Source organism: Stenotrophomonas sp. 220_Sma, from assembly GCF_056487375.1.
Genome location: NZ_CM151348.1, coordinates 772,598 through 797,034, shown reverse-complemented (window position 1 = coordinate 797,034; position 24,437 = coordinate 772,598). Strand labels below are relative to the sequence as shown.

The window sequence follows — 24,437 nt, the reverse complement described above, 5'->3', positions numbered from 1 at the left end:
CCGGTTTCCCAAGCAACCGCACCTTCTTCCATCCCATTACGAGGCACCCCCGCGATGCTGTACGCGCAAGTCCACCTGACCCTTCCCGCCTGGATCCACGACCAGATCGACCTGGATCGTCGATATCCGGGCGATGAGGCCAAGGTCGCGCTGGCGATCGAGCTGTCGCGGCTGAACGTCGAGCACGCCAGTGGCGGCCCGTTCGGCGCCGTGGTGTTCGGCCCGGATGACAAGGTCATCGCCGCCGGCGTGAACCGGGTGATGCCGCACGCGACCTCGCTGGCGCACGCCGAGAACATGGCCTACATGCTGGCCCAGCAGCGCCTGCAGACCCCGCGCCTGAACGCAGTGCTGTCGCCGGTCACCCTGGCCACCAGTTCGCAGCCGTGCTGCCAGTGTTACGGCGCCACCGTGTGGGCCGGCATCGACCGCCTGCTGATCGGTGCCAACTCGGCCGACGTCGAAGAGCTGACCCCGTTCGACGAAGGCCCGCTGCCGGCCGACTGGGTGGGTGAACTCAACAAGCGCGGCATCGAAGTGGTGCAGGGCCTGAACCGCGACGCCGCACGCAGCGTGCTGCGCGCCTATGGGGAAAGCGATGGCGCCCGTTACTGAGGCCGGCATCGGCCTGCTGTGCCTGTGCCGGCAGGGCTTCGAGCCCGAGCTGGCCGGCGAACTGCAGTTCCGCGCCGGTGAAGCCGGTTTCGCCGGCTACGCGCGCACCCAGCGCAATGATGGCTACGTGCTGTTCATGTGCGACGAAGCTGCGGCACTGGCGCCGCGCCTGCGCTGGCGCGAACTGATCTTCGCACGGCAGAAGCTGGTGGTGCTGGCCGAGCTGCCGCAGCTGGACCCGGCCGACCGCATCACCCCGATGCTGGAGGTGCTGGCCGATGCGCCGCGCTTCGGCGACCTGTGGGTGGAACATCCCGATTCGGACGCCGGCAAGCCGCTGTCCGGGCTGGCCCGTGCCTTCGGCAATGCGCTGCGCCCGGCGCTGCGCAAGGCCGGCAAGCTCACCGACAAGCCGAACGACCGCCTGCCGCGCCTGCACGTGGTGTTCGTCGACGGCACCCACGCCTTCGTCTGCGTGGCCGACCCGGCCGACAGCGCGCCGTGGGCACTGGGCATTCCGCGCCTGAAACTGCTGCCCGAAGCGCCATCGCGTTCGGCGCTGAAGCTGGACGAAGCACTGCTGACCCTGTTGACCCCGGAAGAACGCGAAGCGCTGGCCAGGCCCGGCATGCGCGCGGCCGACCTGGGTGCCGCACCGGGCGGCTGGACCTGGGTCCTGACCCGCCAGCACATGCACGTGCTGAGCATCGACAACGGCCCGCTGCGCCAGCACGTGCTGGACACCGGCCTGGTCGAGCACCTGCGCGCCGATGGCTTCCACTGGCACCCGGAGCAGCCGCTGGACTGGATGGTCTGCGACATGGTCGAGCAGCCGCGCCGCGTGGCCGAACGCATGGCCACCTGGTTCCGCGAAGGCTGGTGCAGGCACGCGATCTTCAATCTGAAGCTGCCGATGAAGAAGCGCTGGGACGAAACCCGCTTGTGCCTGGACCTGTTCCAGGAGCAGGCCGGCAAGCCGCTGGTGGTACGTGCCAAGCAGCTCTATCACGACCGTGAGGAGATCACGGTACTGGCCTCGCCGCTGCGCTGAGGAACATGCCCGCCGGGCATGGCCCGGCGCTACCGAGGAAGGGAACCATGCGATACCACCCGCTCGCCATGCTGATCACCGTGCTGGCAGCCGCACCGGCCATTGCCCAGCAGCTGCCGCACACCCCTGCACAGAGCCAGCCACTGGGCCCGACCGGCGGCGCGATCCGCCAGCAACCACTGGATGCCGGCCGGGTCAGCGGCAGCGTCGAGATTGCACGGCCAGCCGGCGAGGCACAGGTGACCGTGCGCTCGCTGGAACCGAGCAGCGTGGTCGGCCAGTACCGCATCCACTTCGCCGCGCTGGATGTGAACGGTGATGGCTTCATCAGCCGCGAGGAAGCGCAGACCAATCCGGCGCTGGCCGATGAGTTCAATGCGTTGGACGTGAAGCGTCGCGGCAAGCTGGACCGCGCCGACCTGGCTGGTTGGCTGGTCGATTGATCCACCGGCGCGATCTTCATCCACGCATGGCGTGGATCAACGGCGGTAGCGGAGCCCGCTTCTGGTAGGTGCCAACCTTGGTTGGCACATCCATCAGGCATCCTGGGCCCAGATGAGGCGAGGGTATTTCCAGCCTTGTGCCAACCAAGGTTGGCACCTACCAGAGCGGCGTTGGCACCTGCCAGAGCGGCCTGTATTCCGGTCAGACCCCGGCGGCGCGCTTCCAGAACGCCTGCACCAGCGGCGGCCATTTGCCGACGCAGCCCAGTGCGCGTCCACGGGCCAGGGTCAGGTGCATTTCGTCGTTGGAGAACAGGCGGTTGATCGCATCGAAACTGTAGGCGGCGATGTGGTTGTCGCTGCGCCGTTCGCGTGCCCAGCGCTGCAGGCGCTGCGGCGACAGCCGCGGCTGGCCGCGGCGTTCGGCCGACGGCGCCAGCCACTGCTGCAGGGCGGCGACATCGCGCAGGCCCAGGTTCACGCCCTGCCCGGCCAGCGGATGCACCACATGCGCAGCATCACCCAGCGCCAGCACGCGGCCAGCCACGTAGTGACGGGCCAGCTGGCGACGCAGCGGGAAGGCCGCACGCGGTGATGCCAACCGCAGTTCGCCCAGGCGCGCAGCGAAGGCACGGGTCAGTTCGCGGTTGAAGGCGTCCTCGTCCAGGGCCAGCACGCGAGCCGCTTCATCCTCGGGCAGGGTCCAGACGATCGAACTGCGACGCTCGGCCACCGGCAGCAGCGCCAGCGGCCCGGTCGGCAGGAAGCGCTGCCATGCGGTGGCCTGGTTGGGAAGATCGCTGTCCACATAGGCCACCACGCCACGCTGGTGGTAGTCATGCTTTTCAACCTCGATCCCGGCCAGCTGGCGCAGGGTTGACTCGGCACCGTCGGCGGCCACCGCCAGCGCCGCTTCCAGGCGGCGCCCGTCATCCAGCCGCAGGCGCACGCCGTCTTCATCCTGTTCCAGCGCTTCCACCCGTGCCGGGCAGTGCAGCTGCACGCCCGCCGCCGGCAGCGCCGCCCACAGGCGATCCTGCAGCAGGCCGTTCTCGACGATGTAGCCCAGCTCACGACGGCCGAAGCGATCGGCGTCGAACAACAGATCCTCGCCACCCGCGGCATCCCACACCTGCATGCGCCGGTAAGGCCAGGCGCGGGCCTGCGCGATGGCTGGCCACACACCCAGGCGGTTCAACAGCTGCACGTTGTCGGCGGCGAAGGCGAACACCCGCAGGTCCGGCTGTGCGGCCTGCCACGGTGCCGGTTCGCGGCCTTCCACCAGCGCAACCGACAGGCCGGCATCGGCCAGCGCCAGCGCACACGCGGCACCGACCACGCCACCACCAACGATGGCCACATCAAGACGCGTGCGCCGGCTCATGCGGCTTCTCCGCGGCACAGGCGCGGCACGTCGCCACGGAAGCCCATCGCACCACCGACCAGCATCGACTGCACCGACGCGCGCTGTGCGGCCACCAGGCCGAGGCTGCGCAGCGGCCGCATCAGCGGTGCCGGGTTGCTGGTCAATCGTGCCAGCCCACCGGAGAACGCCACCGTCTGCCGGCGATCTTCCTCGCGCCGCGCGACGTAGGCCTTCAGCAGCGCATCGCTGCCGGCATCCTCATGCGCATCCTCCAGCAGTTCGGCCAGGGTCAGCGCATCGCGAAGGCCCAGGTTGAAGCCCTGTGCGCCCAGCGGATGGATGGTCTGCGCGGCATTGCCGAGCAGCACCGTGCGCTCACCGGCCAGCGCGCGCGCCAGCACCTGGATGAGCGGGTAGGCACTGCGCGGGCCGGATTCAAACAGGCGGCCGGCACGCCAGCCGATCGCGCTCTGCAGGCGTTGCAGCCAGGCCGCATCGTCCAACGCCATCACCGCATCGGCCTGGTCGCGCGCTACGCCGTGCACGGTGCCGAAGTGACGATCGCCACGCGGCAGCAGGGCGGTTGGGCCGGTATCGGTGAAGCGTTCCCAGGCGGTGCCATCCGGCGCACGCTGGCTGCGCACGCGGGCCACGAACAGGGTCTGCTGGAAATCATGGCGGTCGACCTCGATGCCCAGCGCGCCACGCACGCCGCTGGTGGTGCCATCGGCCCCCACCACCAACCGTGCCAGCAGCACGCGTTCGCCAGCCTCGTCAGCCACCCGTACCCGGCGGTAACCATCGACCACCTCACCCAGCCCCAGGAACCGCATCGGCCGGTAACGACGCAGGCGCGGCAATTCCTGCAGGCGCGCTTCCAGCGCCTGGCCGAAATCGCGCGCGACCACCACCTGGCCGAACCACGGCCGGTCGTAATCGGCCGCTTCGAGCTGCACACGGCCGAAATCGCCGGCACGACTGACATGGATGCGCCGGATCGGGCCCGGTGCCATCGCCAGCTTCTGCATCACCCCCAGCGCGGTCAGCGCATTGACGGTGGCAGCGGCGAAACTGAGATTGCGCTGGTCGAACACCGCAGGCAGCTCGCCGGCCGGGCTGGCCTCAAGCAGGCCCACGTCGCGGCCCAGGCGGTCCAGGGCGATGGCCAGGCTGGCACCCACCAGGCCACCACCGACAATCAGCACGTCATGTCGTTCACTCATGTGTTCATGATACGCGCTCGCCCCGACTGTACGCCGAACGGGCGGCACCTGCGCCAACCTGCGCGGCGGGCTAGAATGAAACCTGAATCCGCTCCGGGCCCCCACCATGTCCGATACCGCCAACCGCGCCTTCGTCCTGTCCGTACTCGTACTGCTGCTGGCGGCGACCCGGGTCAATCACTTCGCGGCCATTCCGGATGCCTCCTGGGCCGTGTTCTTCATCGGTGGCTTCTACCTGGCGCGCTGGACGCGCTGGGCGTTCCCGCTGCTGATGGTGTTCGCGGTGCTGGTGGACTGGATCGTGATCCGCAGCAGCGGTCTGGATTTCTGGCAGCACTACTGCGTGTCGCCGGGCTACTGGCTGCTGCTGCCTGCCTACTTCTCTTTGTGGGCCGGCGGCATGCTGCTGGGCCGCAACTACCAGAGCGCGCGCTGGCCGGTACTGGCCAAGGGCGCAGTGCTGCTGGTCGCTTCGGTGGCGGTCTGCCACCTGCTGGCACAGGGCGGTTTCTACTGGAGCAGCCGCAACGTGGCCGAGCCGACCCTGGCCGGCTGGGCACAGAACTACGCGCAGTGGTTCGGGCCCTACCTGCGCACCACGGCGATCTATGTGGCGCTGGCCGCCGCCCTGCAGCTGGCCGTGGAGCAGGTGCTGAAGCTCCAGCAGGCCCGCCGCGACATCCGCCACTGAGCCGCGCCATGGGTCATCGCCTCTCGCGCATCTACACCCGCACCGGCGACGACGGCAGTACCGGCCTTGGCGACGGCCAGCGCGTGGCCAAGGATGACGCACGCGTGGCGTCCTTCGGCACCGTCGACGAGGCCAATGCCGCGCTCGGCCTGCTGCTGGCCGCGCCCCTGCCCGAGGATGTGCGCGCGCTGGTGGTGCATCTGCAGCACCAGTTGTTCGACCTGGGCGCCGAGCTGTGCATTCCCGGCCATGCCGCGATCCACGCCGCCGACGTCTCGGCCCTGGAACAGCAGCTGGACCATTACAACGCCGACCTGCCGATGCTGAAGGAATTCATCCTGCCGGCCGGCGGCGAAGCCGCCGCGCGCTGCCATCTGGCCCGCACCATCGTCCGCCGCGCCGAGCGCGAAACGGTCACCCTGGCCCGCCACGAGGCCGTGCGCAGCGAGGCGCTGCAGTACCTCAACCGACTGTCAGACCTGCTGTTCGTGCTGGCCCGGGTGCTGGCCCGTGCCGATGGCCACGGCGAAGCGCTGTGGCAGCCACAGCAGCGCCAGCGCTGAGTCGGCACGATGCTGGTCTATACCCACCCGTCCTGCCTGCTGCATGACCCCGGCCCCGGCCATCCGGAGTGCCCGCAGCGCCTGCAGTACGTACTCGACGCACTGCACGCCGCCTTCCCTGATCAGCTGGACTGGCGCGAGGCGCCGCCGGCCAAGTTCGGCGAACTGACCCGGGTCCACGACAGCGCCCTGCTCGACTTCGTGCTGCAGCCGCAGACCGCGCCGCTGCGCCAGCTGGACATGGACACCTGGACCTCGCCAGGTTCGGCCAGCGCCGCCGTGCACGCCGCCGGTGCCGGCGTGGCCGCGGTCGATGCGGTGATGCTGGGCGAGGATCCGCTGGCCTTCTGCGCGGTACGCCCGCCGGGCCACCACGCCACCAGCAGCACGGCGATGGGCTTCTGCCTGCTGAACAACATCGCCATCGCTGCCGCCTATGCCCGTGACCGCCATGGCCTGGAGCGGATCGCGGTGGTCGATTTCGACGTCCACCACGGCAATGGCACCCAGGACATCTTCCAGCACGATGCCCGGGTCTCCTACTACAGCACCCACCAAGCCGGGCTGTTCCCCAATTCCGGCCTGCGCCGCGACCGCGGTGCCGGCAACCTGATGAACATCCTGTTGCCACCGGGCAGCGGCGGCTTCCGCTTCCGCAACGTCTGGGCCGACGAGATGCTGCCAGCCATCGACGACTTCCGTCCGCAGCTGCTGCTGATCTCCGCCGGCTTCGACGCCCACCTGCGCGACCCGCAGGCCGATCTGATGCTGGAGACCGACGATTTCGCCTGGATCACCCGTGAACTGCATGCGCTGGCACGCCGTCACGCCGCCGGCCGGGTGGTCTCGATGCTGGAGGGAGGCTACGACCTGCAGGCCCTGGCCGAGTGCAGCGTGGCCCATGTCCAGGCCCTGATCACACCCTCTGCGGGTGCCTCCGCCGGATGAACCCGAACCGGCAGGCTCCGGCGCCCTTCATTGCCCCTATGCAAGGGATGGGGCAAGCTACCGTCCGTTTTCGCCCGAATCCGAACCGCGTGCGCCGAGCCCTCCGCCTGCTTCCCCTGCCTCTGAGCATCGCCATCAGCCTGCCGGCGATGGCCGATGATAAGCCGCTCAACTGGGGCCTGTGCCCGGCCACCGACGTCATTCCCGCGTTCACCGACGCCCCCACCCCGGTCCCGGCCCAGGACAAGGCTGCTGCCGCAGCCGCCCGCGAGAACCAGCCGACCGACATCGAAGGCGACCAGCTGCTGGGCACCACCACGGTGCCGCAGTACGAGGGCAACGTGGCGCTGCGCCGGGGTGACCAGTTCGTCGGTACCGACAAGCTCAGCTTCGACACCGAGACCGGCAACTACATCGCCGACGGCAATGTCCGCTACCAGGACGGGTCGATCCGGATGGTCGCCAAGCGCGCCGAAGGCAACCAGGAAAGCGACACCCACAAGATCTCCGACATCAAGTACCAGCTGGTGTCGCGCCGGGGCAACGGTGATGCCGAGTCGGTCGACCTGCAGGGCGCGGTCGGCCAGATGCACCGCTCCACCTACACCACCTGCGACCCGTCGCAGCCGGTGTGGAAGCTGTCGGCGCCGCAGATCGAAGTGGACAACGACGAAGGCTTCGGCACGGCCCGCAACGCCGTGCTGCGCATCGGCAAGGTGCCGGTGCTGTGGGCGCCCTACTTCAAGTTTCCGATCGATGACCGCCGCAAGACCGGCCTGCTGTTCCCGCAGCTGGGCATGTCCGGGCGCAATGGCTTCGATTATGCGCAGCCGATCTATTTCAACCTGGCGCCGAACTACGACGACACCCTGACCCCGCGGTACATGAGCCGGCGCGGCCTGCTGCTCGACAACGAGTTCCGCTACCTCTACAACGGCGGCCGTGGCGAGGTGCTGACCAGCTACATGCCCAACGACAAGCTGCGCGACCGCGACCGTGGCCGGGTGATGTTCGACGGCTACCACAACGTGAACAGCCACTGGCAGGCCCGCGCCAACCTGGCCTGGGTGAGCGACGAACGCTATGTCGAGGACTTCGCCAACCGCCTGGTGGGGGTGACCGCCTCCAACCTGCAGAGCACCATCGGCCTGTACGGCACCGGCCAGAACTGGACGGCCGGCATCATGGCCGACCGCTGGCAGCTGACCGACTACACCCTCGACGAGCGCGCCCTGCCCTACAACCGCGAGCCACGCCTGTTCTTCAACTGGAACAAGCCGGTGCTGCCGTGGCTGGAAACCGGCATCTACACCGAAGCGGTGCGCTTCACCCACGACGACGTCAACTTCAAGTACGACGCCAGTGCCGGCACCGACCTGCAGTACACCCGCAACGGGCAGGTGCAGCGCATGTTCGGTGGTTCGCGCCTGGACGTGAAGCCCTACGTGTCGTTCCCGATCAGTGGCGCAGCCTGGTACGTAACCCCGACCCTGGCCTACCGCTACACCGCCTATGACCTGGATCGCGGCCTGGCCGACAGTGTCCGCCGTACCGTGCTCACCTCCCAGGGCATCGATCCGAACACCGCCACGCCCGAGCAGCTGCGCGGCAATACCTCGCCCAGCCGCAGCCTGCCGATCGGCAGCCTCGATGCCGGCCTGTTCTTCGACCGCGAGACCACCATCCGCGGCAAGTCGTTCCTGCACACCCTGGAGCCGCGCCTGTTCTACCTGCGCACGCCCTACCGCAACCAGGACGAGCTGCCGATCTTCGACACCCGTGACTTCACCTTCAGCTGGGGCCAGCTGTTCCGCGACTCGCGCTATACCGGCGCCGACCGCCAGAACGATGCCAACCAGCTGACCCTGGCACTGGGCACCCGCTTCATCGACCAGACCACCGGCAAGGAACGCTTCTCGGCCGCGATCGGCCAGATCCAGTACTTCGACGAATCGCGGGTGAGCACCACGCCGGGCGGCGCGCCGGTGGAGAAGGGCAAGTCGGCATGGATCGCCGACGGCAACTACATGATCAACGACCGCTGGACCCTGGGCGCCACCTACCAGTGGGACCCGAAGTACAAGCGCGAGGATCTGGCCAGCGTCCGCGCCCGTTATCTGATGCCCAACGATGGCGTGATCAACCTCAGCTACCGCTATCGCATCAATGCCGGCGCCCCGGCAACCGCCAACAAGCATGACCGGACCCTGCTGGAGCAGGCCGACCTGTCGTTCCTGTACCCGCTGAATGCGCGCTGGAGCCTGGTGGGCCGGTATTACTACTCGCTGCAGGACAAGGAACCGCTGGAGATCATCGCCGGCGTGCAGTGGGACAGCTGCTGCCTGGCCGTGCGTGCAGTGGCCCGCCGCTACGTGCGCAACCGCGAAGGCGACATGAACAATTCCATCCAGCTGGAGTTCGTCCTCAAGGGCCTCAGCTCCATCGGCCAGGACACGGACCGTACGCTGCGCCGTGCTATCCTCGGCTACAACCGCGACGACCTCTATCTCGTGCCGCCCAGCAACACCGGGGCGACCCGGGATGACTACGATCCGAATCAGATCCCATGACCAAGCGCTTCCCCGTTCTTCTCGCCTCCCTGCTGGCGGTGTCCAGCGTGTCCGCCCCCGTGCAGGTGCTCGCGCAGGAGGCGCAGCCGTTGGACCGCATCGCCGCCGTCGTCGACGAGGACGTGATCCTGCAGAGCGAGCTCCAGCGTGCGATCGCCAACATCAAGGCGCAGTACGCCGGCCGTGAAAACCAGCTGCCGCCGGAAGACGTACTCAGCCGCCAGGTGCTCGAGCGCCTGGTGCTGGTCAAGCTGCAGGTGGCCCGCGCCCAGGGCAGCGGCATCCGCGTCAGCGACCAGGAGCTGAACCAGGCGATGAATGCCATCGCCCAGCAGAACGGCTCGAACCTGGATGCACTGCGCCAGCGCCTGGCCCACGACGGCATCGACTTCAACGATTTCCGCGCTTCGGTGCGCGATGAAATCACCGTGCAGCGCCTGCGCCAGAGCTTCGCGCAGAGCCGCATCAGCGTCAGCGAGGGCGAAGTCGACGCCGCCCTGAAGCAGCAGGCCACGGTTGGCAACCAGTACCACCTGGCGCACATCCTGATCGCCCTGCCCGACGGCTCCAACGCCGACCAGATCGCCACCGGCCAGAAGAAGGCCGAAGGCGTGAAGGCCCTGCTGGACAAGGGTGAGCTGGACTTCAACGCCGCCGCCGTGCGTTATTCGGACAGCCCCAACGCGCTGGAAGGCGGCGACCTGGGCTGGCGCAGCCTGGACGAAATTCCGCAGGCCTTCGCGCAGATGATGGAAAAGATGAAGCCCGGCGAAGTGGTCGGCCCGATCCGCGGCCCCAGCGGCTTCCAGCTGCTGAAGCTGGTGGAAGTGCGTGATGCCAGCGCCGCCAGCGGTGGCGAGCACACGGTCACCGAGTACCACGGCCGCCACATCCTGGTGCGCGTGGACGATCACCAGACCGACGCTGCCGCCAAGGCCAAGATCGATACCCTGCGTGCCCGCATCGCCGGTGGCGCGGACTTCGAGACCGTGGCCAAGGAGTCCTCCGAGGACAACAACAGCAAGGGCCAGGGCGGCGATCTGGGCTGGTTCCCGGCCGACGCGTTCGGTCCGGCGTTCGGCCAGCAGGTGTCCGGCATCCAGGACGGTGGCGTCAGCCAGCCGTTCCGCACCGATGCCGGCTGGCACATCGTGCAGCGCGTGGGCACCCGCCAGACCGACGTGACCACTGACAACCAGCGTGCCCAGGTCCGCGAGACCATCGGCCGCCGCAAGCTGGAAGACGAGTACAACCGCTTCCTGCAGGAACTGCGTGGCGAAGCCTACGTCAGCTTCCGCAGCGGCGGCCGCGCGGAAAACACCGCCACGCCGCCGCAGTCCTGACCGATGCGCCCCGAGCTCGCTCTGGTACCGGGCGAGCCCGCCGGGATCGGCCCGGAGCTGTGTGTCCGCCTCGTCCAGCAGCCGCGTGAAGATTGCCGGCTGCTGGCCTTCGCCGACCCGGACACCCTGCACGCGGCCGCGGCCGCGCTGAACCTGCCCCTGCAACTGCTGCCCGAGGACGCCGAAGCACGCGTCCCGGGCGATCTGCGCCTGCGTGCCGTCCGCAACGCCGCGCCCAGCCGCTTCGGCCAGGCCGATCCGGCCAATGCCGGCGCGGTCATCGGTGCCCTGCTCGGTGCCGGCCAGGCCTGCCTGTCCGGCGAACTGCACGGCGTGGTGACCGGCCCGGTGCACAAGGCAGTCATCAACGAAGGCGGCATCGCCTACAGCGGCACCACTGAACTGCTGGCCGACCAGGCCGGAGTGAAGGTGGTGATGATGCTGGCCAACCACATCGTGCGCGTGGCCCTGGCCACCACCCACCTGCCGCTGCGCGAGGTGGCCGATGCGATCACCGCTCCCGGCCTGGAGCACACGCTGCGCACCGTGCATACCGCACTGCGCCGTGAGTTCGGCCTGGCTGCGCCACGCATCGCCGTGCTCGGCCTGAACCCGCACGCCGGCGAAGACGGCCACCTGGGCCGCGAAGAACTGGATCTGGTCATCCCGCTGCTGCAGCGCCTGCGCGCGGAGGGCATGGACCTGGTCGGGCCGCTGCCGGCCGATACCGCCTTCCTGCCCGCCAAGCTGGCCGGCTTCGACACCGTGCTGGCGATGTACCACGACCAGGGCCTGCCGGTACTGAAGTATTCCGGCTTCGAACAGGCGGTGAACCTGACCCTGGGTCTGCCCTACCCGCGCGTGGCGGTGGACCATGGCACCGCGCTGGACCTTGCCGGCCGCGGCATTGCCGATCCTTCCAGCCTGCAGGCGGCAACGACGTTGTGTGCGCAGCTTGCGCGGCAACGTACACTGAGCGCATGAATTCCCCGCATTCCCCCTCCGGCCCGGTGTTCACCGCCCCGGCCAAGAAGCAGCTTGGCCAGCATTTCCTGGCCGACCGCCACTACATCGACAAGATCGTGATGGCGGTCAACCCGAAAGACGGTGACCGCCTGGTCGAGATCGGCCCCGGCCAGGGCGCGATCACCCTGCCGCTGCTGCGCGTGCATCCGAAACTGACGGTGATCGAGTTCGACCGCGACCTGATCGCGCCACTGACCGCCGCCGCCGAGCCGCTGGGCGAGCTGACCATCGTCCACCGCGACGTGCTGCGCGTGGACTTCACCGAGCTGGCTGCCGGCCAGTCGATCCGCCTGGTCGGCAACCTGCCCTACAACATCTCCTCGCCGATCCTGTTCCATGCACTGGAACATGCGGCGGTGATCCGCGACATGCACTTCATGCTGCAGAAGGAAGTGGTCGACCGCATGGCCGCCGGCCCCGGCAGCAAGGTGTACGGCCGGCTCAGCGTGATGCTGCAGGCCTACTGCCAGGTGACCTCGCTGTTCGTGGTGCCGCCGGGCGCGTTCCGGCCGCCGCCGAAGGTCGATTCGGCCGTGGTGCGGCTGGTGCCGCGTGACCCGGCCACGATCAACATCCACGACCACAAGCGTTTCGCCGAGGTGGTCAAGGCCGCCTTCGGGCAGCGCCGCAAGACCCTGCGCAACGCCCTGAACAACGTGGTGTCCGCCGAACAGTTCGTTGCCGCCGGCGTGCGTCCCGATGCCCGCGCCGAACAGCTGGACGTGGCCGAATTCATCGCTTTGGCCAATGCCTCCTGATTACACTGCCGGTATGGAAGACGCTGACGTTTATGCCATCTCCGTCGAAGTCGCACCGCGCTTCCTCGACGATCAATCCGCGCCGGAAGACGGGCGCTATGCGTTCGCCTACACGATCCGCATCCACAACCAGGGGCGTGTTGCCGCGCGCCTGGTCGCACGCCACTGGCGCATCACCGATGCCAACGGCCGCGTCGAGCATGTCGATGGTGACGGGGTGATCGGCGAGCAGCCGCGCCTGCGTCCCGGTGAAGACTTCCATTACACGTCCGGTGTCATGCTGGGGACCGATCACGGGACCATGCAGGGCCACTACGACATGGTCGCCGACGACGGCACCGAATTTGCCGCGCCGGTCGCACCTTTCGTGCTGGCCATCCCGCGTACCCTGCACTGACACGGAGGCCGAACGATGAGTGTGTGGGCGATCGGCGACCTGCAGGGCTGCTATGACGTCACCCAGCGACTGCTGGAGAAGATCCGTTTCGACCCGGCGCAGGACACCCTGTGGTTCTGCGGCGACCTGGTCAACCGCGGTGGCCAGTCACTGGAAACGCTGCGGCTGGTGCATTCGCTGCGCGAGCACAGCGTAGTGGTGCTGGGCAACCATGACCTTTCGCTGCTGGCCGTCGGTGCGCGCACCGAAGAGGAACAGCGCAAGGTCAACCCGGACCTGCTGCGCATCGTGCAGGCCGAGGACCGCGACGAACTGCTGGACTGGCTGCGCCTGCAGAAGCTGGTGCACGTGGACCGCGAGCTGGGCTGGATGATGGTGCACGCCGGCCTGGCGCCGAAGTGGACCACGCAGATGGCCGAGAAGCATGCAGCCGAAGTCGAGGTGCAGCTGCACGGCGCCGGCTACCGCAAGCTGTTCCGCAACATGTACGGCGACAAGCCGAGCTGGGCACCGAACCTGTCCGGCTACGACCGCTCGCGCGCGATCATCAACGTGCTCACCCGCATGCGCTACTGCACCCCGCGCGGGCGTATCGGCATCGAGGACAAGGGCACGCCGGGCACCCAGGAACAGGGGCTGTATCCCTGGTTCGAAGTGCCGGGCCGGGTCGAGCGTGACCTCAAGGTCGTCTGCGGCCACTGGTCGGCGCTGGGCCTGACCATCACCCAGGGCGTGCACGCCATCGACACCGGCGCGGTCTGGGGCGGCAAGCTGACCGCGATCCAGCTCGATACCGATGAACTGCGCGTGGTGCAGGTGCCAGGCCGCGATGTACCGGCACCCGTGCCCAACGCCCGCCCGCCAGCGCGCCCGGCGCACGAGCGCCCGGCTGCACCGGCGCAGGGCAAGGAACAGGGCGGCGGCAATGCTCCGGCCGCCAACCCGGGCAACCGCGGCCCGCGCCGTCGTCGTCGCCGTGGTGGCGGTGGTGGTGGTGGCTCCGGCGGTCCCAACAACAACAGCACCCCGCCGCAGGCATGACGCGGCACGGCTGGGCACCATGGACGGTGCTGCTGCTGACGCTGGCCCTGGCCAGCGGCTGCCAGCCCGGCTCGCCGACTGCTCCCACGGCTGCGGACAGCGCTGAACGCACACCGACGCCACCACAGGCGCCTTCGCCGCCACTGGTGGCTGCGGCGCGCGCGCAGATCGGCGTCACCACCCGCTACGACCCTGCCTATCAAGTGCTGGCCTATCCCGGCGGCGACGTGCCACTGGATCGCGGCGTGTGCACCGATGTGGTGGTGCGCGCCCTGCGCAGCCAGGGCATGGACCTGCAGGCACGCGTGCATGAAGACATGCGCGGCAACTTCAGTGCCTATCCGGCGATCTGGGGCCTGTCACGGCCGGACCGCAACATCGATCATCGTCGTGTACCGAACCTGATGCGCTGGTTCGAACGGCAGGGCTGGCAGCAACCGATCACCGCCCTCGCCACCGACTATGCGGCCGGTGACATCGTTGCCTGGAAGCTCAACGGCAACGGCCTGCTGCACGTGGGCATCGTCTCCGACCGGCAGCTGGCCGATGGCACGCCGCTGGTGCTGCACAACATCGCGCGCGGCACGCGGGAAGAGAACCTGTTGTTCCAGCACACGATCATCGGGCATTACCGGATGCCGTAGGCAATCCTGTAGAGCCGAGCCATGCTCGGCTACGGGATGTGTCCGGCAACAGCAGCCGAGCATGGCTCGGCTCTACAGATGGGCGGCGGTCAACGGTGCACGTAGTGCACGAAGCGGAACGCGTACGCGTGGCGTTCGTCGGCCGGGTGCGGCTCGCTGCTCACTTCCCGCCAGTCCTGCACGTCCACTTCGGGGAAATGGGTATCGGCGGGGACTTCGGCATCCACCCAGGTCAGGTACAGGTCACTGGCCTGCTCCAGCAGCTGGTGGAAGATTTCGCCGCCGCCGATGATGCACAGCTCGCTGGCGCCCTCGCCTTCGGCAATCAACTTCGCTTCGTCCAGCGACGCCACCGCACGCATGCCCTCGAATGGCACCTGGCCGCTGCGGGTCAGCACCAGGTTGGTCCGCCCCGGCAGCACGCGGCCGATCGACTCGGCGGTCTTGCGCCCCATCAGGATCGGCTTGCCCAGGGTGAGCGCCTTGAAATGCTTGAAATCATCCGGCAGGTGCCAGGGCATGGCATTGCCCTGGCCGATGCCACGGTTGCGGTCCAGCGCCACGATCATCGACAGCTTCATTGCGCTCACACCGCCACCGGCGCCTTGATGGCCGGATGCGGATCGTAGCCGTCGATGCGGATGTCGTCGAACTGGAAGCCGAACAGGTCGGTCACCTCCGGGTTCAACCACAGCGTCGGCAGCGCGCGCGGTTCACGCGACAGCTGCTCGCGGGCCTGCTCGAAGTGGTTCGAATACAGGTGCGCATCGCCCAACGTGTGCACGAAGTCACCCACGCCCAGGCCGGTGGCCTGCGCCACCATGTGGGTCAGCAACGCGTAGCTGGCAATGTTGAACGGCACGCCGAGGAAAATGTCGCCGCTGCGCTGGTAGAGCTGGCAGCTGAGCTTGCCGTCCACCACGTAGAACTGGAACAGGTTGTGGCACGGCATCAGCGCCATCTGCGAGAGCTCGCCCACGTTCCAGGCGCTGACCACCAGCCGGCGCGAGTCGGGGTTGCGCTTGATCTCGTCCACCAGCCACTGCATCTGGTCGATCTCGCGACCGTCGGCGGTAGCCCAGCTGCGCCACTGCTTGCCGTAGACCGGGCCGAGGTCGCCGTTCTCGTCGGCCCACTCGTCCCAGATCCGCACCTGGTTGTCCTTCAGGTAGCCGATGTTGGTGTCGCCCTTCAGGAACCACAGCAGCTCGTGGATGATCGAGCGCAGGTGCAGTTTCTTGGTGGTGACCAGCGGGAAGCCGTCGGCCAGGTTGAAACGCATCTGCCAGCCAAACACGCTGCGGGTGCCGGTGCCGGTGCGATCGCTCTTCTCGGCGCCGTGTTCGAGCACGTGCGAGAGCAGGTCCAGGTAAGCCTTCATGCCTTGCCCTCGGCAGCTACCAGCGGCTGCGGCTGCAGTACCGGCGCGCGGCGCGACATCACCAGCAGCACCAGGCCGAAGGCGATCAGCGGCAGGCTGAGGATCTGGCCTCGGGTCAGCCAGTCGAAGGCCACGTAGACGCCGTTGTCGGGCATGCGCACGAACTCCACCGCGAAGCGGAACAGGCCGTACATCAGCGCGAACAGGCCACCGACCAGGTAGCGATGACGCGGCTTGGCCGACACCGTCCACAGCACCACGAACATCACCAGCCCTTCCAGCAACGCTTCATACAGCTGGGAGGGATGGCGGGCGAACTGGTTCAACGCACCGGTAGCGAACTGCGCCTGCAGCGTCGCATGGTCCAGCTGGTTCAGCGGGGCCGGCAGGCCGGACGGGAACACCACGCCCCAGCTACCGTCGGTGTACTTGCCCCACAGCTCGGCACCGATGAAATTGCCGATACGGCCGAAGCCCAGGCCCAGCGGCACCAGCGGCGCCATGAAGTCCATGGTGTCGAAGAAGTGCAGCCTGTGCTTGCGCGACCACCACCAGCAGGCGGCAATCACGCCCAGCAGGCCGCCGTGGAAACTCATGCCGCCATCCCACACCTTGAACAGCAGCAGCGGGTTGTGCAGGAAATCGCCCAGCGCGTAGAACAGCATGTAGCCGATGCGCCCGCCCAGCACCACGCCCAGCATGGCGTAGAACAGCAGGTCGGAGAAGCCGTTGGCATCGACACCCGGCAGGCGCCCGTCAGCGATGCGCTTGCGGCCCAGCAGCCAGGCCGCAGTGAAGCCGAGCAGGTACATGATGCCGTACCAGTGCACCTTGATCGGCCCCAGCGAGAGGGCGATGGGGTCGATGTCGTGGAAATAGATCATGGAAGGTGCCTTGCGGTTGAACGCCTATTCTCGGGCCAGTGCCGCCCCGGCTCAACCAAGGAGCTGGGGCGAGTTCGGCAACGCGTCATCGTTCGACCGCGTCGAGGCCGGAAAGTGCCCTTCGATCAGGCTGGAGACCTCGTCGATGGCATCCTGCAGCGCTTCCACCGGATGGGAACCACGCAGGCCCTCGCGCAGGTGGGTGCAGACCCGCTGCCACTGCGCCGGACTGACCCGGCCCTGCAGGCCCCGGTCGGCGACGATCTCGATGGCGTGGTCAGCCAGCAGCAGGTAGATCAGTACACCGTTGTTGTGGGTGGTATCCCAGGTGCGCAGTCGGGCAAAGGCATGCTCGGCAGCCTGGCGCGGGGTGACCTTGTGCCACAGCGCGGCCAGCGGCAGGTCCGCTTCCACCGCGAACATCACCTGCCCACCGTGGCGCTGCTCACCGGCCGCGATGGCCTCGGTGATCGCCTGCAATGTGGCGGGCGGGAACGCGCGCCGTACCGACGGCGAAAACACGTGCCGACATAGACGTTGGATCATCACCAGCCCCCCGAAGCACCGCCACCACCGGAGCGGCCACCACCGCCACCCCAGCCGCCACCACCACCAAATCCACCGCCCCCGCCGAAGCCGCCTCCGCCGCCCCAGCTGCCACCGCCCCAGCCGCCGCCGCCGGCAAAGCGGCCCGGATGGCCGGAGAGCATGGCCACGATCAGCCCTACGATGCCGGCCACGCCACTGGCCAGCAGCGTGGACGTGAACAGGAACGCCGCCAGCGCTGCACCGGCGCCGCCGAGAAGGCCTCGCAGCGGTCGCGGCACGCGCGAGAACACGCCGCGCAGGATGCTGCCGGCGAACACACCGATGAACAGCGCCAGGAACCAGGTATCGCCACCACCGCTGGGCTCACGCCCGCGATGGCCGCTGACCGGTGCCGGCAGCGTTTCGCCGTCGATCAGCTTGACCAGCACCGCCGTGGCGTCGGTGATGCCACCGGCGTAGTCGCCGCTGCGGAAGCGCGGCACCAGGTATTCCTGGATGACCCGGTTGGCGATGGCATCGGGAATGGCGCCTTCCAGACCGTAGCCCGGCTCGATGCGCACGCGCCGGTCGTCCTTGGCCACCACCAGCAGCACCCCGTCATCCACGCCCTTGCGGCCGATCTGCCACTGGTCGAAGACCCGCGTGGTGTACTGGGCGATGTCCTCCGGCTGGGTGGTCGGCACCACCAGCACCTGCAGCTGGCTGCCCTTGCGCTGCTGCAGTTCGATCGCCTGCTGCACCAGCGCCTGCTTCTGCGCGGCATCCAGCGTGCCGGTGGTATCGACCACCGGCGAATCCAGCGCAGGAACCGGCGCCAGCTGCTGCGCATGCGAGGCCAGCGGCAGCCACAGCAGCAGGGCCAGCAGCGCAGAGGCCAGGCGCATCGATCAGGTCCCCGGCTGCGGTGCCGGCTGCTGCTGCGGCGCGTTGCCGAAATCGACCGCCGGCGCGTTGGAGATCTGCGCTTCGTTGTCCACGGTGAAGTTCGGCTTGGTCTTGTAGCCGAAGATCTTGGCGGTGATCACCTGCGGGAACGAGCGGATGTAGGTGTTGTAGTCCTGCACCTGCTGGATGTAACGGCCACGGGCGACGGTGACCCGGTTCTCGGTACCTTCCAGCTGCGCCTGCAGGTCGCGGAAGTTCTGGTTCGACTTCAGCTCCGGGTAGTTCTCGGTGACCACCAGCAGCCGCGACAGCGCGCTGCCAAGTTCGCCCTGGGCCTGCTGGAACTGCTTGAGCGAGGCTTCGTCGTCGGCATTGACGTTGATCTGGCCGACACGCGAACGGGCGTTGGTCACTTCAGTCAGCACGCGCTCTTCCTGGCTGGCGAAGCCCTTCACGGTCTGCACCAGGTTGGGCACCAGGTCGGCGCGACGCTTGTACTGGTTGATGACCTCCGACCAGCTGGCCTTGACCGCTTCATCCTTCTGCTGGATGGCGTTGTAGCCGCAGCCGGAGAGCAGGGAGGCCAACAGCATCAGGGGCAGGACACGGGTGAACAGGCGCATGGCGGAGGTTCCGGGTGGGCTTGGCGCCGAGCATGCCATGGTTCGGGTGAAAGACCGGCCATCGGGCGCCGCCCCCTCCGCGGTGGTTGTTTGCTGGTTTTATGGGGGTGGCCGGGAGGGTGGGTTGGCTGGGGGGCGCTGCAAGTACGTCCATGTAAGCTCGATCGCCGCATCCATGCGGCTCACGCCCCCAGCCAACCCACCCTCCCGGCCACGGACAATTTCCTGCGCACCGCGGGAAGATCACAAAGAAAAAAACAAAAGCAAAAGCCGGTTCTTCAGGCATTCGTGTCGACCAAGGTCGACACCTACCAAAGCAGAACGACGTTCCGACAGACCGCGGGAATCTGTCGAAGGCGGGGTGGGGCCGGTTGCGGGGGTGTCCGCGGCATGGATGCCGCGGCCAAGCCTCCAGGGACGGATTCACGGCGTCCCCCGCAACCGGACCCACCCCGCCAACCCACGGAATGCAGGCTGTTGCTGTTGCTTCGGCGGGTGCAGGGCGCAGCCCTGCCGGAACCCCACATCACTGAGCAAGCCTCAGCCACCGTAGTGCGCGGACGCCCCAGCCACGCCAGCAGCAACCCCGAGGCCGCCAGCAGGCCACCGGCCACCGGAATCGCGGCGTAGCCCAGGCCCGAACTGATCACCGCACCGCCCAGCGCCGCACCCACGGCATTGCCCAGGTTGAACGCACCGACGTTGATCGACGACGCCAGCCCCGGCGCCTCGCTCGCGGCCTGCATCACCCGGATCTGCAACGGCGGCACGATCGCGAACGTCGCCGCACCGAACAGCAGCACGCCCAGCGCCGCCGTGGCGTGATTCATGAAGGCCAGCGGCAGCACGAACATCAACACGGCCAGGACCGCCAGCAGGATGCGGGTGGCACCATCCAGCGACCAGTCGGCCATGCGCCCACCGATGCCATTGCCGAAGGTGAAGCCGATACCTATCAGCGCCAGCGACATCGCGATGAAGGCGTTGGAGGCACCGGTCAGTTCGGTCAGCACCGGTGCCACGTAGGTATAGAGGGTGAACATCGCGCCGGCGCCAAGCACGGTGGTAGCCATCGCCAGCAGCACCTGCGGCTGCAGGATCGCTTTCAGTTCGCGGCGCACGTCCGGGCGCGGCCCCGGCGCGGATGCCGGCAGCGCGAGGCCGAGCGCGGTGATCGCGACCAGGCCCAGCACCGCAGTACCGGCGAAGGACAGACGCCAGCCCAGCTGCTGGCCCACCCAGGTGGCCAGCGGCACACCGCCGATGTTGGCGATGGTCAGGCCCATGAACATGATGGCCACGGCGGCAGCCTGCTTGTCCTTCGGCACCAGGCTGGCGGCGACCACCGCACCGATGCCGAAGAAGGCACCGTGATTGAGGCTGGTGACCAGACGCGACAGCAACAGCAGGCCGTAGTTCGGGGCCAGTGCCGAGAGCAGGTTGCCGACCACGAAGATCGACATCAGCAGCATCAGCGCGGTGCGCTTGCCAAACCGTCCCATCAGCAGGGTCATCACCGGCGCGCCCAGCATCACGCCCACGGCATAGGCGGTGATCAGCATGCCGGCGGTGGGAATGTTCACGCCGACGCCGTCGGCAATGACGGGCAGCAGGCCCATCGGCGCGAATTCAGTGGTGCCGATGGCGAAGGCGCCGACGGCAAGGGCCAACAAGGCGGCTCTGGAGTTCATGGGGTCATCCTGCGTGGGGCAGGTCCTGGAAAAGAGCGCGTAGCCTGCGCGCTTTGCTGCCGCGGATTAAGCCTCGCCCCGGGAAAACACTGTTGACCTCAATTCACAGCTGGCGGGAACCTCCCCGCCGGGCATGGCCCGGCGAGCCCAATGGGTCCCATAACGCAGAACCCCCGGCGCTTGCCGGGGGTTCTGGGACACACATTTGCCTGTGATCTGCTTACCAGTCGCCAGCACCCGGCACGTGGTGATCGCGTGCGCGGCGGCGCATCAGCAGGTTCAGCCATTCCACCAGCACCGAGAAGCCCATGGCGGCATAGATGTAGGGCTTGGGCACGTGCACGTCCAGGCCATCCAGGATCAGCACCGCACCGATCAGCAGGATGAAGGCCAGTGCCAGCATCTTCACGGTCGGGTTTGCGTCGATGAAGCGGCCCAGCGGGTTGGCGGCCAGCAGCATCACCAGCACCGACAGCAGGATGGCGGCGACCATCACCGGGATGTGATCGGCGATGCCGACGGCGGTGATCACCGAGTCCAGCGAGAACACGATGTCGATGATGGCGATCTGCAGGATGACCATGCCGAATACACCCGAGGCCTTGCTGGTGGCCGGGTTCTCGTCTTCGCCACCGGTGATCAGTTCCTTGATCTCCATGTAGCCCTTGATGATCAGGAACAGGCCACCGACGATCAGCACCAGGTCGCGGATGGAGATGCCCATACCAGCCACGGTGAACAGGTTGGCGGACATGTGCGCCAGATAGGCCAGCGACACCAGCAGGGCGATGCGGGTGATGCAGGCCACGGCGATGCCGAGCTTGCGCGCGAACGGGCGACGCTCTTCCGGCAGCTTGCTGACCGCGATGGAAATGAACACCAGGTTGTCGATGCCGAGCACGATTTCCAGTGCGCTCAGGGTGAACAGGGTCACCCAGGCATTGGGGTCGGCGAGGAACTCAAAGGACATGGAAACTCTTCAGGGCAGTGGGGGAATGGGGATCAGCCGTAATTGCCGGCCATTGCATGCGGGACCACAACCAGCGCCCAGCACAGAAGCACGTTCATCATCAGCACGAAGACCGCCGCCGAACCCATGTCCTTGGCGCGGCCGGCCAGCTCGTGGATCTCGCTGCCGTAACGTTCGATCACCGCCTCGATGGCCGAGTTGGCCAGTTCCATCGCCAGCACCAGCAGCATCGAGCCGATCAGCAGCGCACGCTCGACCGGGGTCTGGCCCAGCCAGACCGCGACCGGGGTCAGCAGGATCAGCAGGTAGACCTCCAGCCGGAACGAGGACTCATGCAGCCAGGCGGCGCGCAGGCCCTGCCAGGACCAGCGGGCGGCCTGGAAGATGCGGCGCGGGCCGCGGGGCAGATGGCCGAACTGATCAGCCACGGGTGGAACATCCAGCAACAGGGGCGCGGCGCAGCGACCGCTCAGACGCACGGCAGGGAATCATGGGTGCACAGGGATAGGCAGATGGCCGCCATTTTGCCACAAGGCCGCCAGCCGCATCCCGGCACCGGCCCGGTGAATGGACTGCCAGGGGCAAGCCCCGGCCCGCCCCAGCTTCTATGATGGCTTTCCCCTTCCCTGCTGGAGCGCCTGATGTCCCGTCGCCGTACCTGCCTGCTGATGCTGGGCCTGCTGACCGCCGCCCCCCTGGCCCAGGCGCTGAGCCCGGCCAAGCCGCCGCGCGTGCCCGAGCAGGTCTCCAACGTGGCCTGGGCCGGCGACATGGCCCACTTCGCCAGCGCCGACCAGGCCAGCCCGCCGCCGCGGGGCGGCATCGAGTTCATCGGCAGCTCCTCGATCCGCATGTGGGAAGGCCTGGCAGCCGACTTCCCCGGCCAGCCGGTGTTCAACCGTGGTTTCGGCGGCTCGGAAGTGCGTGACAGCACCTGGTATGCCGACCGCATCGTGGTGCCGTATGCACCGTGCAAGGTGTTCTTCTACGCCGGTGACAACGACCTCAACAGCGGCCGCAGCGCCGTGCAGGTGCGCGACGATGTGGTTGCCTTCGTGCAGCGCGTGCATCGCGACCTGCCGAAGACGAAGGTGGAGTACCTGTCGATCAAGCCAAGCCCGTCGCGCGCGCACCTGCTGCCGGCGATCAACGAGGCCAACACGCTGATCAAGGCAGCTCTGGCCAGGCTGCCCAACACCGGTTTCACCGACGTCTACACGCCGATGCTCGGCACCGACGGCCAGCCGGATGCGTCGCTGTTCCGCGAGGACATGCTGCACATGACCCCGGCCGGCTATGCGATCTGGACCAAGGCGCTGGCGCCGAAGGTGAAGTGCGATTGAAGAAGGCTGCGGCCTCGCTCCGGTAGATGCCAACCTTGGTTGGCATGGGGCACCGACGTGAATCCTGTTGAAAGCGCCGACCAAGGTCGGCATCTACCGAGGCAGCAGGTGCCGCGTCAGCGGAACACCACCGTCGCCTCGGTGCCCTGACCCGGCTCGCTGGCCAGGCTGACCTTCCAGCCGAAGCGATCGCACAGCCGGCGCACGATCGACAGGCCCAGGCCGGTGCCCTGCGGGCGGCTCGGCTCGGCGCGGTAGAACGGCTCGAAGGCCCGCGACAGTGCGTCGGCCGACATGCCGATACCGGTATCGCGCACCACCACCCGATCGTTGTGCACATGCACGTCGATGCGCCCCTCATCGGTGTAACTGCACGCGTTGCGCACCAGATTGCTGACCACCACCTGCAGCACCCGCGGCGGCGCATGCAGCTGCACCGGGCCATCGCTGTGCAGGTGCACCGACACCGGGCGCGTACCCAGCAGTTCGTTGGCGTTGTCCACTTCGTAGCGGACGATGTCATTGACGTCGAACAACTCGACCTGGGGCTCGACGTCGGCCTCGCGGGCCAGGATCAGGAAGGCATCGATCACCGCCTCCATGTCACGGCCGGCACGCTGGATGCGCTGCAGGCTGCGGCGCAGGCGCGGCTCCAGGCTGTCATCGCCCAGCGCCATGTCGCTGGCCACGCGGATGACGGTCAGCGGTGTGCGCAGTTCATGGCTGGCATCGCGGGTGAAATTGCGCTCGCGCGCCACGTGCGCGCTGACCCGGTTGGCCAGCGAATGCAGTGCGGCCGCCAGCTGGCGGGTCTCGCCCTGCATGTCCGCCGGCAGCTTGTTCGGCTCCAGGTCGGCCGCCTCCGGGTGGCCCGGGTCCCAGCGCGAGACGCGCCGCGCCAGCCAGTTCACCGGCGATACCAGGCGCTTGGACGCACGATAGGTGACCCAACTGGCGCCATACACCGCCAGCAGGGTCAGCAGCACCGGCACGATGCCGAACCAGAACGCCAGCATCTCCGCACGCGAACGCAGGAATACCAGGTAGAGGCGGCCGGCCGGGCGCACATCGACCAGCACCAGCAGGTCGTCCTTGGGCAGTTCGTGGAAGCCGGGCTCCAGGTTGCGCAGATTGGCCGGCAACGACAGGGCCGACTGCCCGCTTTCCAGCAGGTAGCCACGGATGTTCTGGGTGTTGGGTGGCGGCTGCACCGGCGAGGCCTCGTGCAGCGTCCAGAAGTACGCCGCCTCCTCGCGCAGGGCGGCGCCGACCAGGCTGTGCTTGATCACCAGCGAAACCAGCCACGCACCGAGCAGGATGCCCAGGCTGGCCAGCACTGCCTGCAGGATGAAAGCGATACGGATCTTGCGCGGCAGGCCGTGCGGCATTGCGGGGTCCCGGTCAGAGCGCTGCGATTATAGGCAGCGCACCG

The 24,437-nt window shown here is 67.9% G+C and carries 25 protein-coding genes and 1 pseudogene; 14 read left to right on the top strand and 12 right to left on the bottom strand.

Features of this window, described 5'->3' with window-relative positions:
* The first annotated feature begins 54 nt into the window (after positions 1-54).
* The 3 genes from ACZLIB_RS03705 to ACZLIB_RS03695 are packed head-to-tail and all read left to right on the top strand — an operon-like array spanning position 55 to position 2,109.
* Complete coding sequence (locus ACZLIB_RS03705) at positions 55-615, top strand: nucleoside deaminase (protein WP_004154307.1); 561 nt, start codon at positions 55-57, stop codon at positions 613-615.
* Positions 599-1,666 carry a 23S rRNA (cytidine(2498)-2'-O)-methyltransferase RlmM gene (rlmM, locus tag ACZLIB_RS03700; protein ID WP_032129913.1) on the top strand — a complete coding sequence of 356 codons (1,068 nt, stop codon included), beginning with the start codon at positions 599-601 and terminating at the stop codon, positions 1,664-1,666. Before ACZLIB_RS03705 ends, rlmM begins: the two co-directional genes overlap by 17 nt.
* 47 nt (positions 1,667-1,713) lie before the next feature.
* Entirely contained in the window at positions 1,714-2,109 is a 396-nt protein-coding gene (locus tag ACZLIB_RS03695; protein WP_478469206.1) for an EF-hand domain-containing protein, read from the top strand.
* Positions 2,110-2,311: 202 nt separating this feature from the next.
* On the opposite strand, the gene ACZLIB_RS03690 is transcribed toward ACZLIB_RS03695, so the two are convergent.
* Both ACZLIB_RS03690 and ubiH read right to left on the bottom strand, forming a co-directional pair.
* Positions 2,312-3,493: a UbiH/UbiF family hydroxylase gene (locus ACZLIB_RS03690; protein WP_049398145.1), complete on the bottom strand. Its 1,182-nt coding sequence runs from the start codon at positions 3,491-3,493 to the stop codon at positions 2,312-2,314.
* Complete coding sequence (gene ubiH, locus ACZLIB_RS03685) at positions 3,490-4,698, bottom strand: 2-octaprenyl-6-methoxyphenyl hydroxylase (protein WP_478469204.1); 1,209 nt, start codon at positions 4,696-4,698, stop codon at positions 3,490-3,492. Before ubiH ends, ACZLIB_RS03690 begins: the two co-directional genes overlap by 4 nt.
* A gap of 106 nt (positions 4,699-4,804) precedes the next feature.
* Here ubiH and ACZLIB_RS03680 point away from each other — a divergent pair, with 106 nt between their 5' ends.
* The 10 genes from ACZLIB_RS03680 (at position 4,805) to ACZLIB_RS03635 (ending at position 14,679) form a co-directional block, all read left to right on the top strand.
* The gene (locus ACZLIB_RS03680) at positions 4,805-5,389 is read left to right on the top strand and encodes a hypothetical protein (protein ID WP_049398144.1); all 585 of its coding nucleotides are present in this window, start codon (positions 4,805-4,807) and stop codon (positions 5,387-5,389) included.
* An 8-nt stretch (positions 5,390-5,397) separates the two neighbouring features.
* Positions 5,398-5,952 (top strand): cob(I)yrinic acid a,c-diamide adenosyltransferase, encoded by a 555-nt coding sequence (locus ACZLIB_RS03675; protein WP_049398143.1) that lies wholly within the window; start codon positions 5,398-5,400, stop codon positions 5,950-5,952.
* A 9-nt stretch (positions 5,953-5,961) separates the two neighbouring features.
* Positions 5,962-6,900, top strand: coding sequence for a histone deacetylase family protein (locus ACZLIB_RS03670; protein ID WP_032129908.1), 939 nt, complete (start codon positions 5,962-5,964; stop codon positions 6,898-6,900).
* Positions 6,901-6,989: 89 nt separating this feature from the next.
* Positions 6,990-9,470, top strand: coding sequence for an LPS-assembly protein LptD (gene lptD / locus ACZLIB_RS03665; RefSeq protein ID WP_080355245.1), 2,481 nt, complete (start codon positions 6,990-6,992; stop codon positions 9,468-9,470).
* The gene (locus ACZLIB_RS03660; RefSeq protein ID WP_478469203.1) at positions 9,467-10,813 is read left to right on the top strand and encodes a peptidylprolyl isomerase; all 1,347 of its coding nucleotides are present in this window, start codon (positions 9,467-9,469) and stop codon (positions 10,811-10,813) included. The genes lptD and ACZLIB_RS03660 overlap by 4 nt, the downstream gene beginning before the upstream one ends.
* A 3-nt stretch (positions 10,814-10,816) precedes the next feature.
* Positions 10,817-11,797: a 4-hydroxythreonine-4-phosphate dehydrogenase PdxA gene (gene pdxA, locus ACZLIB_RS03655; RefSeq protein WP_478469201.1), complete on the top strand. Its 981-nt coding sequence runs from the start codon at positions 10,817-10,819 to the stop codon at positions 11,795-11,797.
* A complete protein-coding gene (gene rsmA, locus ACZLIB_RS03650) occupies positions 11,794-12,597 on the top strand; it encodes a 16S rRNA (adenine(1518)-N(6)/adenine(1519)-N(6))-dimethyltransferase RsmA (protein WP_049460910.1) in 804 nt (267 codons plus the stop codon). The genes pdxA and rsmA overlap by 4 nt, the downstream gene beginning before the upstream one ends.
* 13 nt (positions 12,598-12,610) lie before the next feature.
* Positions 12,611-12,994, top strand: a complete 384-nt coding sequence (gene apaG / locus ACZLIB_RS03645; protein ID WP_005412297.1) for a Co2+/Mg2+ efflux protein ApaG — start codon at positions 12,611-12,613, stop codon at positions 12,992-12,994.
* Between the two features lie 15 nt (positions 12,995-13,009).
* Positions 13,010-14,035, top strand: coding sequence for a symmetrical bis(5'-nucleosyl)-tetraphosphatase (locus ACZLIB_RS03640; protein ID WP_121504905.1), 1,026 nt, complete (start codon positions 13,010-13,012; stop codon positions 14,033-14,035).
* Positions 14,032-14,679, top strand: coding sequence for a DUF1287 domain-containing protein (locus ACZLIB_RS03635; RefSeq protein WP_197617136.1), 648 nt, complete (start codon positions 14,032-14,034; stop codon positions 14,677-14,679). Before ACZLIB_RS03640 ends, ACZLIB_RS03635 begins: the two co-directional genes overlap by 4 nt.
* 89 nt (positions 14,680-14,768) lie before the next feature.
* Here ACZLIB_RS03635 and ACZLIB_RS03630 read toward each other — a convergent pair whose 3' ends face one another.
* The 9 genes and pseudogenes from ACZLIB_RS03630 to ACZLIB_RS03590 form a co-directional block, all read right to left on the bottom strand.
* Positions 14,769-15,260, bottom strand: coding sequence for a dihydrofolate reductase (locus tag ACZLIB_RS03630; protein WP_478469199.1), 492 nt, complete (start codon positions 15,258-15,260; stop codon positions 14,769-14,771).
* 5 nt (positions 15,261-15,265) lie between these two features.
* Positions 15,266-16,060, bottom strand: a complete 795-nt coding sequence (locus tag ACZLIB_RS03625; protein WP_109815237.1) for a thymidylate synthase — start codon at positions 16,058-16,060, stop codon at positions 15,266-15,268.
* Positions 16,057-16,944 (bottom strand): prolipoprotein diacylglyceryl transferase, encoded by an 888-nt coding sequence (lgt, locus tag ACZLIB_RS03620; protein ID WP_478469197.1) that lies wholly within the window; start codon positions 16,942-16,944, stop codon positions 16,057-16,059. The genes ACZLIB_RS03625 and lgt overlap by 4 nt, the downstream gene beginning before the upstream one ends.
* Positions 16,945-16,995: 51 nt before the next feature.
* Positions 16,996-17,490 carry a TPM domain-containing protein gene (locus ACZLIB_RS03615; protein ID WP_032966445.1) on the bottom strand — a complete coding sequence of 165 codons (495 nt, stop codon included), beginning with the start codon at positions 17,488-17,490 and terminating at the stop codon, positions 16,996-16,998.
* Positions 17,490-18,377, bottom strand: a complete 888-nt coding sequence (locus tag ACZLIB_RS03610; RefSeq protein ID WP_049398133.1) for a TPM domain-containing protein — start codon at positions 18,375-18,377, stop codon at positions 17,490-17,492. Before ACZLIB_RS03610 ends, ACZLIB_RS03615 begins: the two co-directional genes overlap by 1 nt.
* A 3-nt stretch (positions 18,378-18,380) precedes the next feature.
* Positions 18,381-19,001, bottom strand: a complete 621-nt coding sequence (locus tag ACZLIB_RS03605; protein ID WP_032130538.1) for a LemA family protein — start codon at positions 18,999-19,001, stop codon at positions 18,381-18,383.
* A 533-nt stretch (positions 19,002-19,534) separates the two neighbouring features.
* Positions 19,535-20,692 (bottom strand): annotated as a pseudogene (locus ACZLIB_RS03600) (MFS transporter); the annotation flags it as partial.
* Between the two features lie 220 nt (positions 20,693-20,912).
* Positions 20,913-21,662 carry a TerC family protein gene (locus tag ACZLIB_RS03595; protein WP_004144462.1) on the bottom strand — a complete coding sequence of 250 codons (750 nt, stop codon included), beginning with the start codon at positions 21,660-21,662 and terminating at the stop codon, positions 20,913-20,915.
* Between the two features lie 32 nt (positions 21,663-21,694).
* The gene (locus tag ACZLIB_RS03590) at positions 21,695-22,090 is read right to left on the bottom strand and encodes a diacylglycerol kinase (RefSeq protein WP_032129924.1); all 396 of its coding nucleotides are present in this window, start codon (positions 22,088-22,090) and stop codon (positions 21,695-21,697) included.
* A 213-nt stretch (positions 22,091-22,303) separates the two neighbouring features.
* Here ACZLIB_RS03590 and ACZLIB_RS03585 point away from each other — a divergent pair, with 213 nt between their 5' ends.
* Positions 22,304-23,005: an SGNH/GDSL hydrolase family protein gene (locus ACZLIB_RS03585; RefSeq protein ID WP_423164315.1), complete on the top strand. Its 702-nt coding sequence runs from the start codon at positions 22,304-22,306 to the stop codon at positions 23,003-23,005.
* 116 nt (positions 23,006-23,121) lie between these two features.
* Here ACZLIB_RS03585 and ACZLIB_RS03580 read toward each other — a convergent pair whose 3' ends face one another.
* Positions 23,122-24,393, bottom strand: coding sequence for a sensor histidine kinase (locus tag ACZLIB_RS03580; protein ID WP_164079799.1), 1,272 nt, complete (start codon positions 24,391-24,393; stop codon positions 23,122-23,124).
* Between the last annotated feature and the right edge of the window lie 44 nt (positions 24,394-24,437).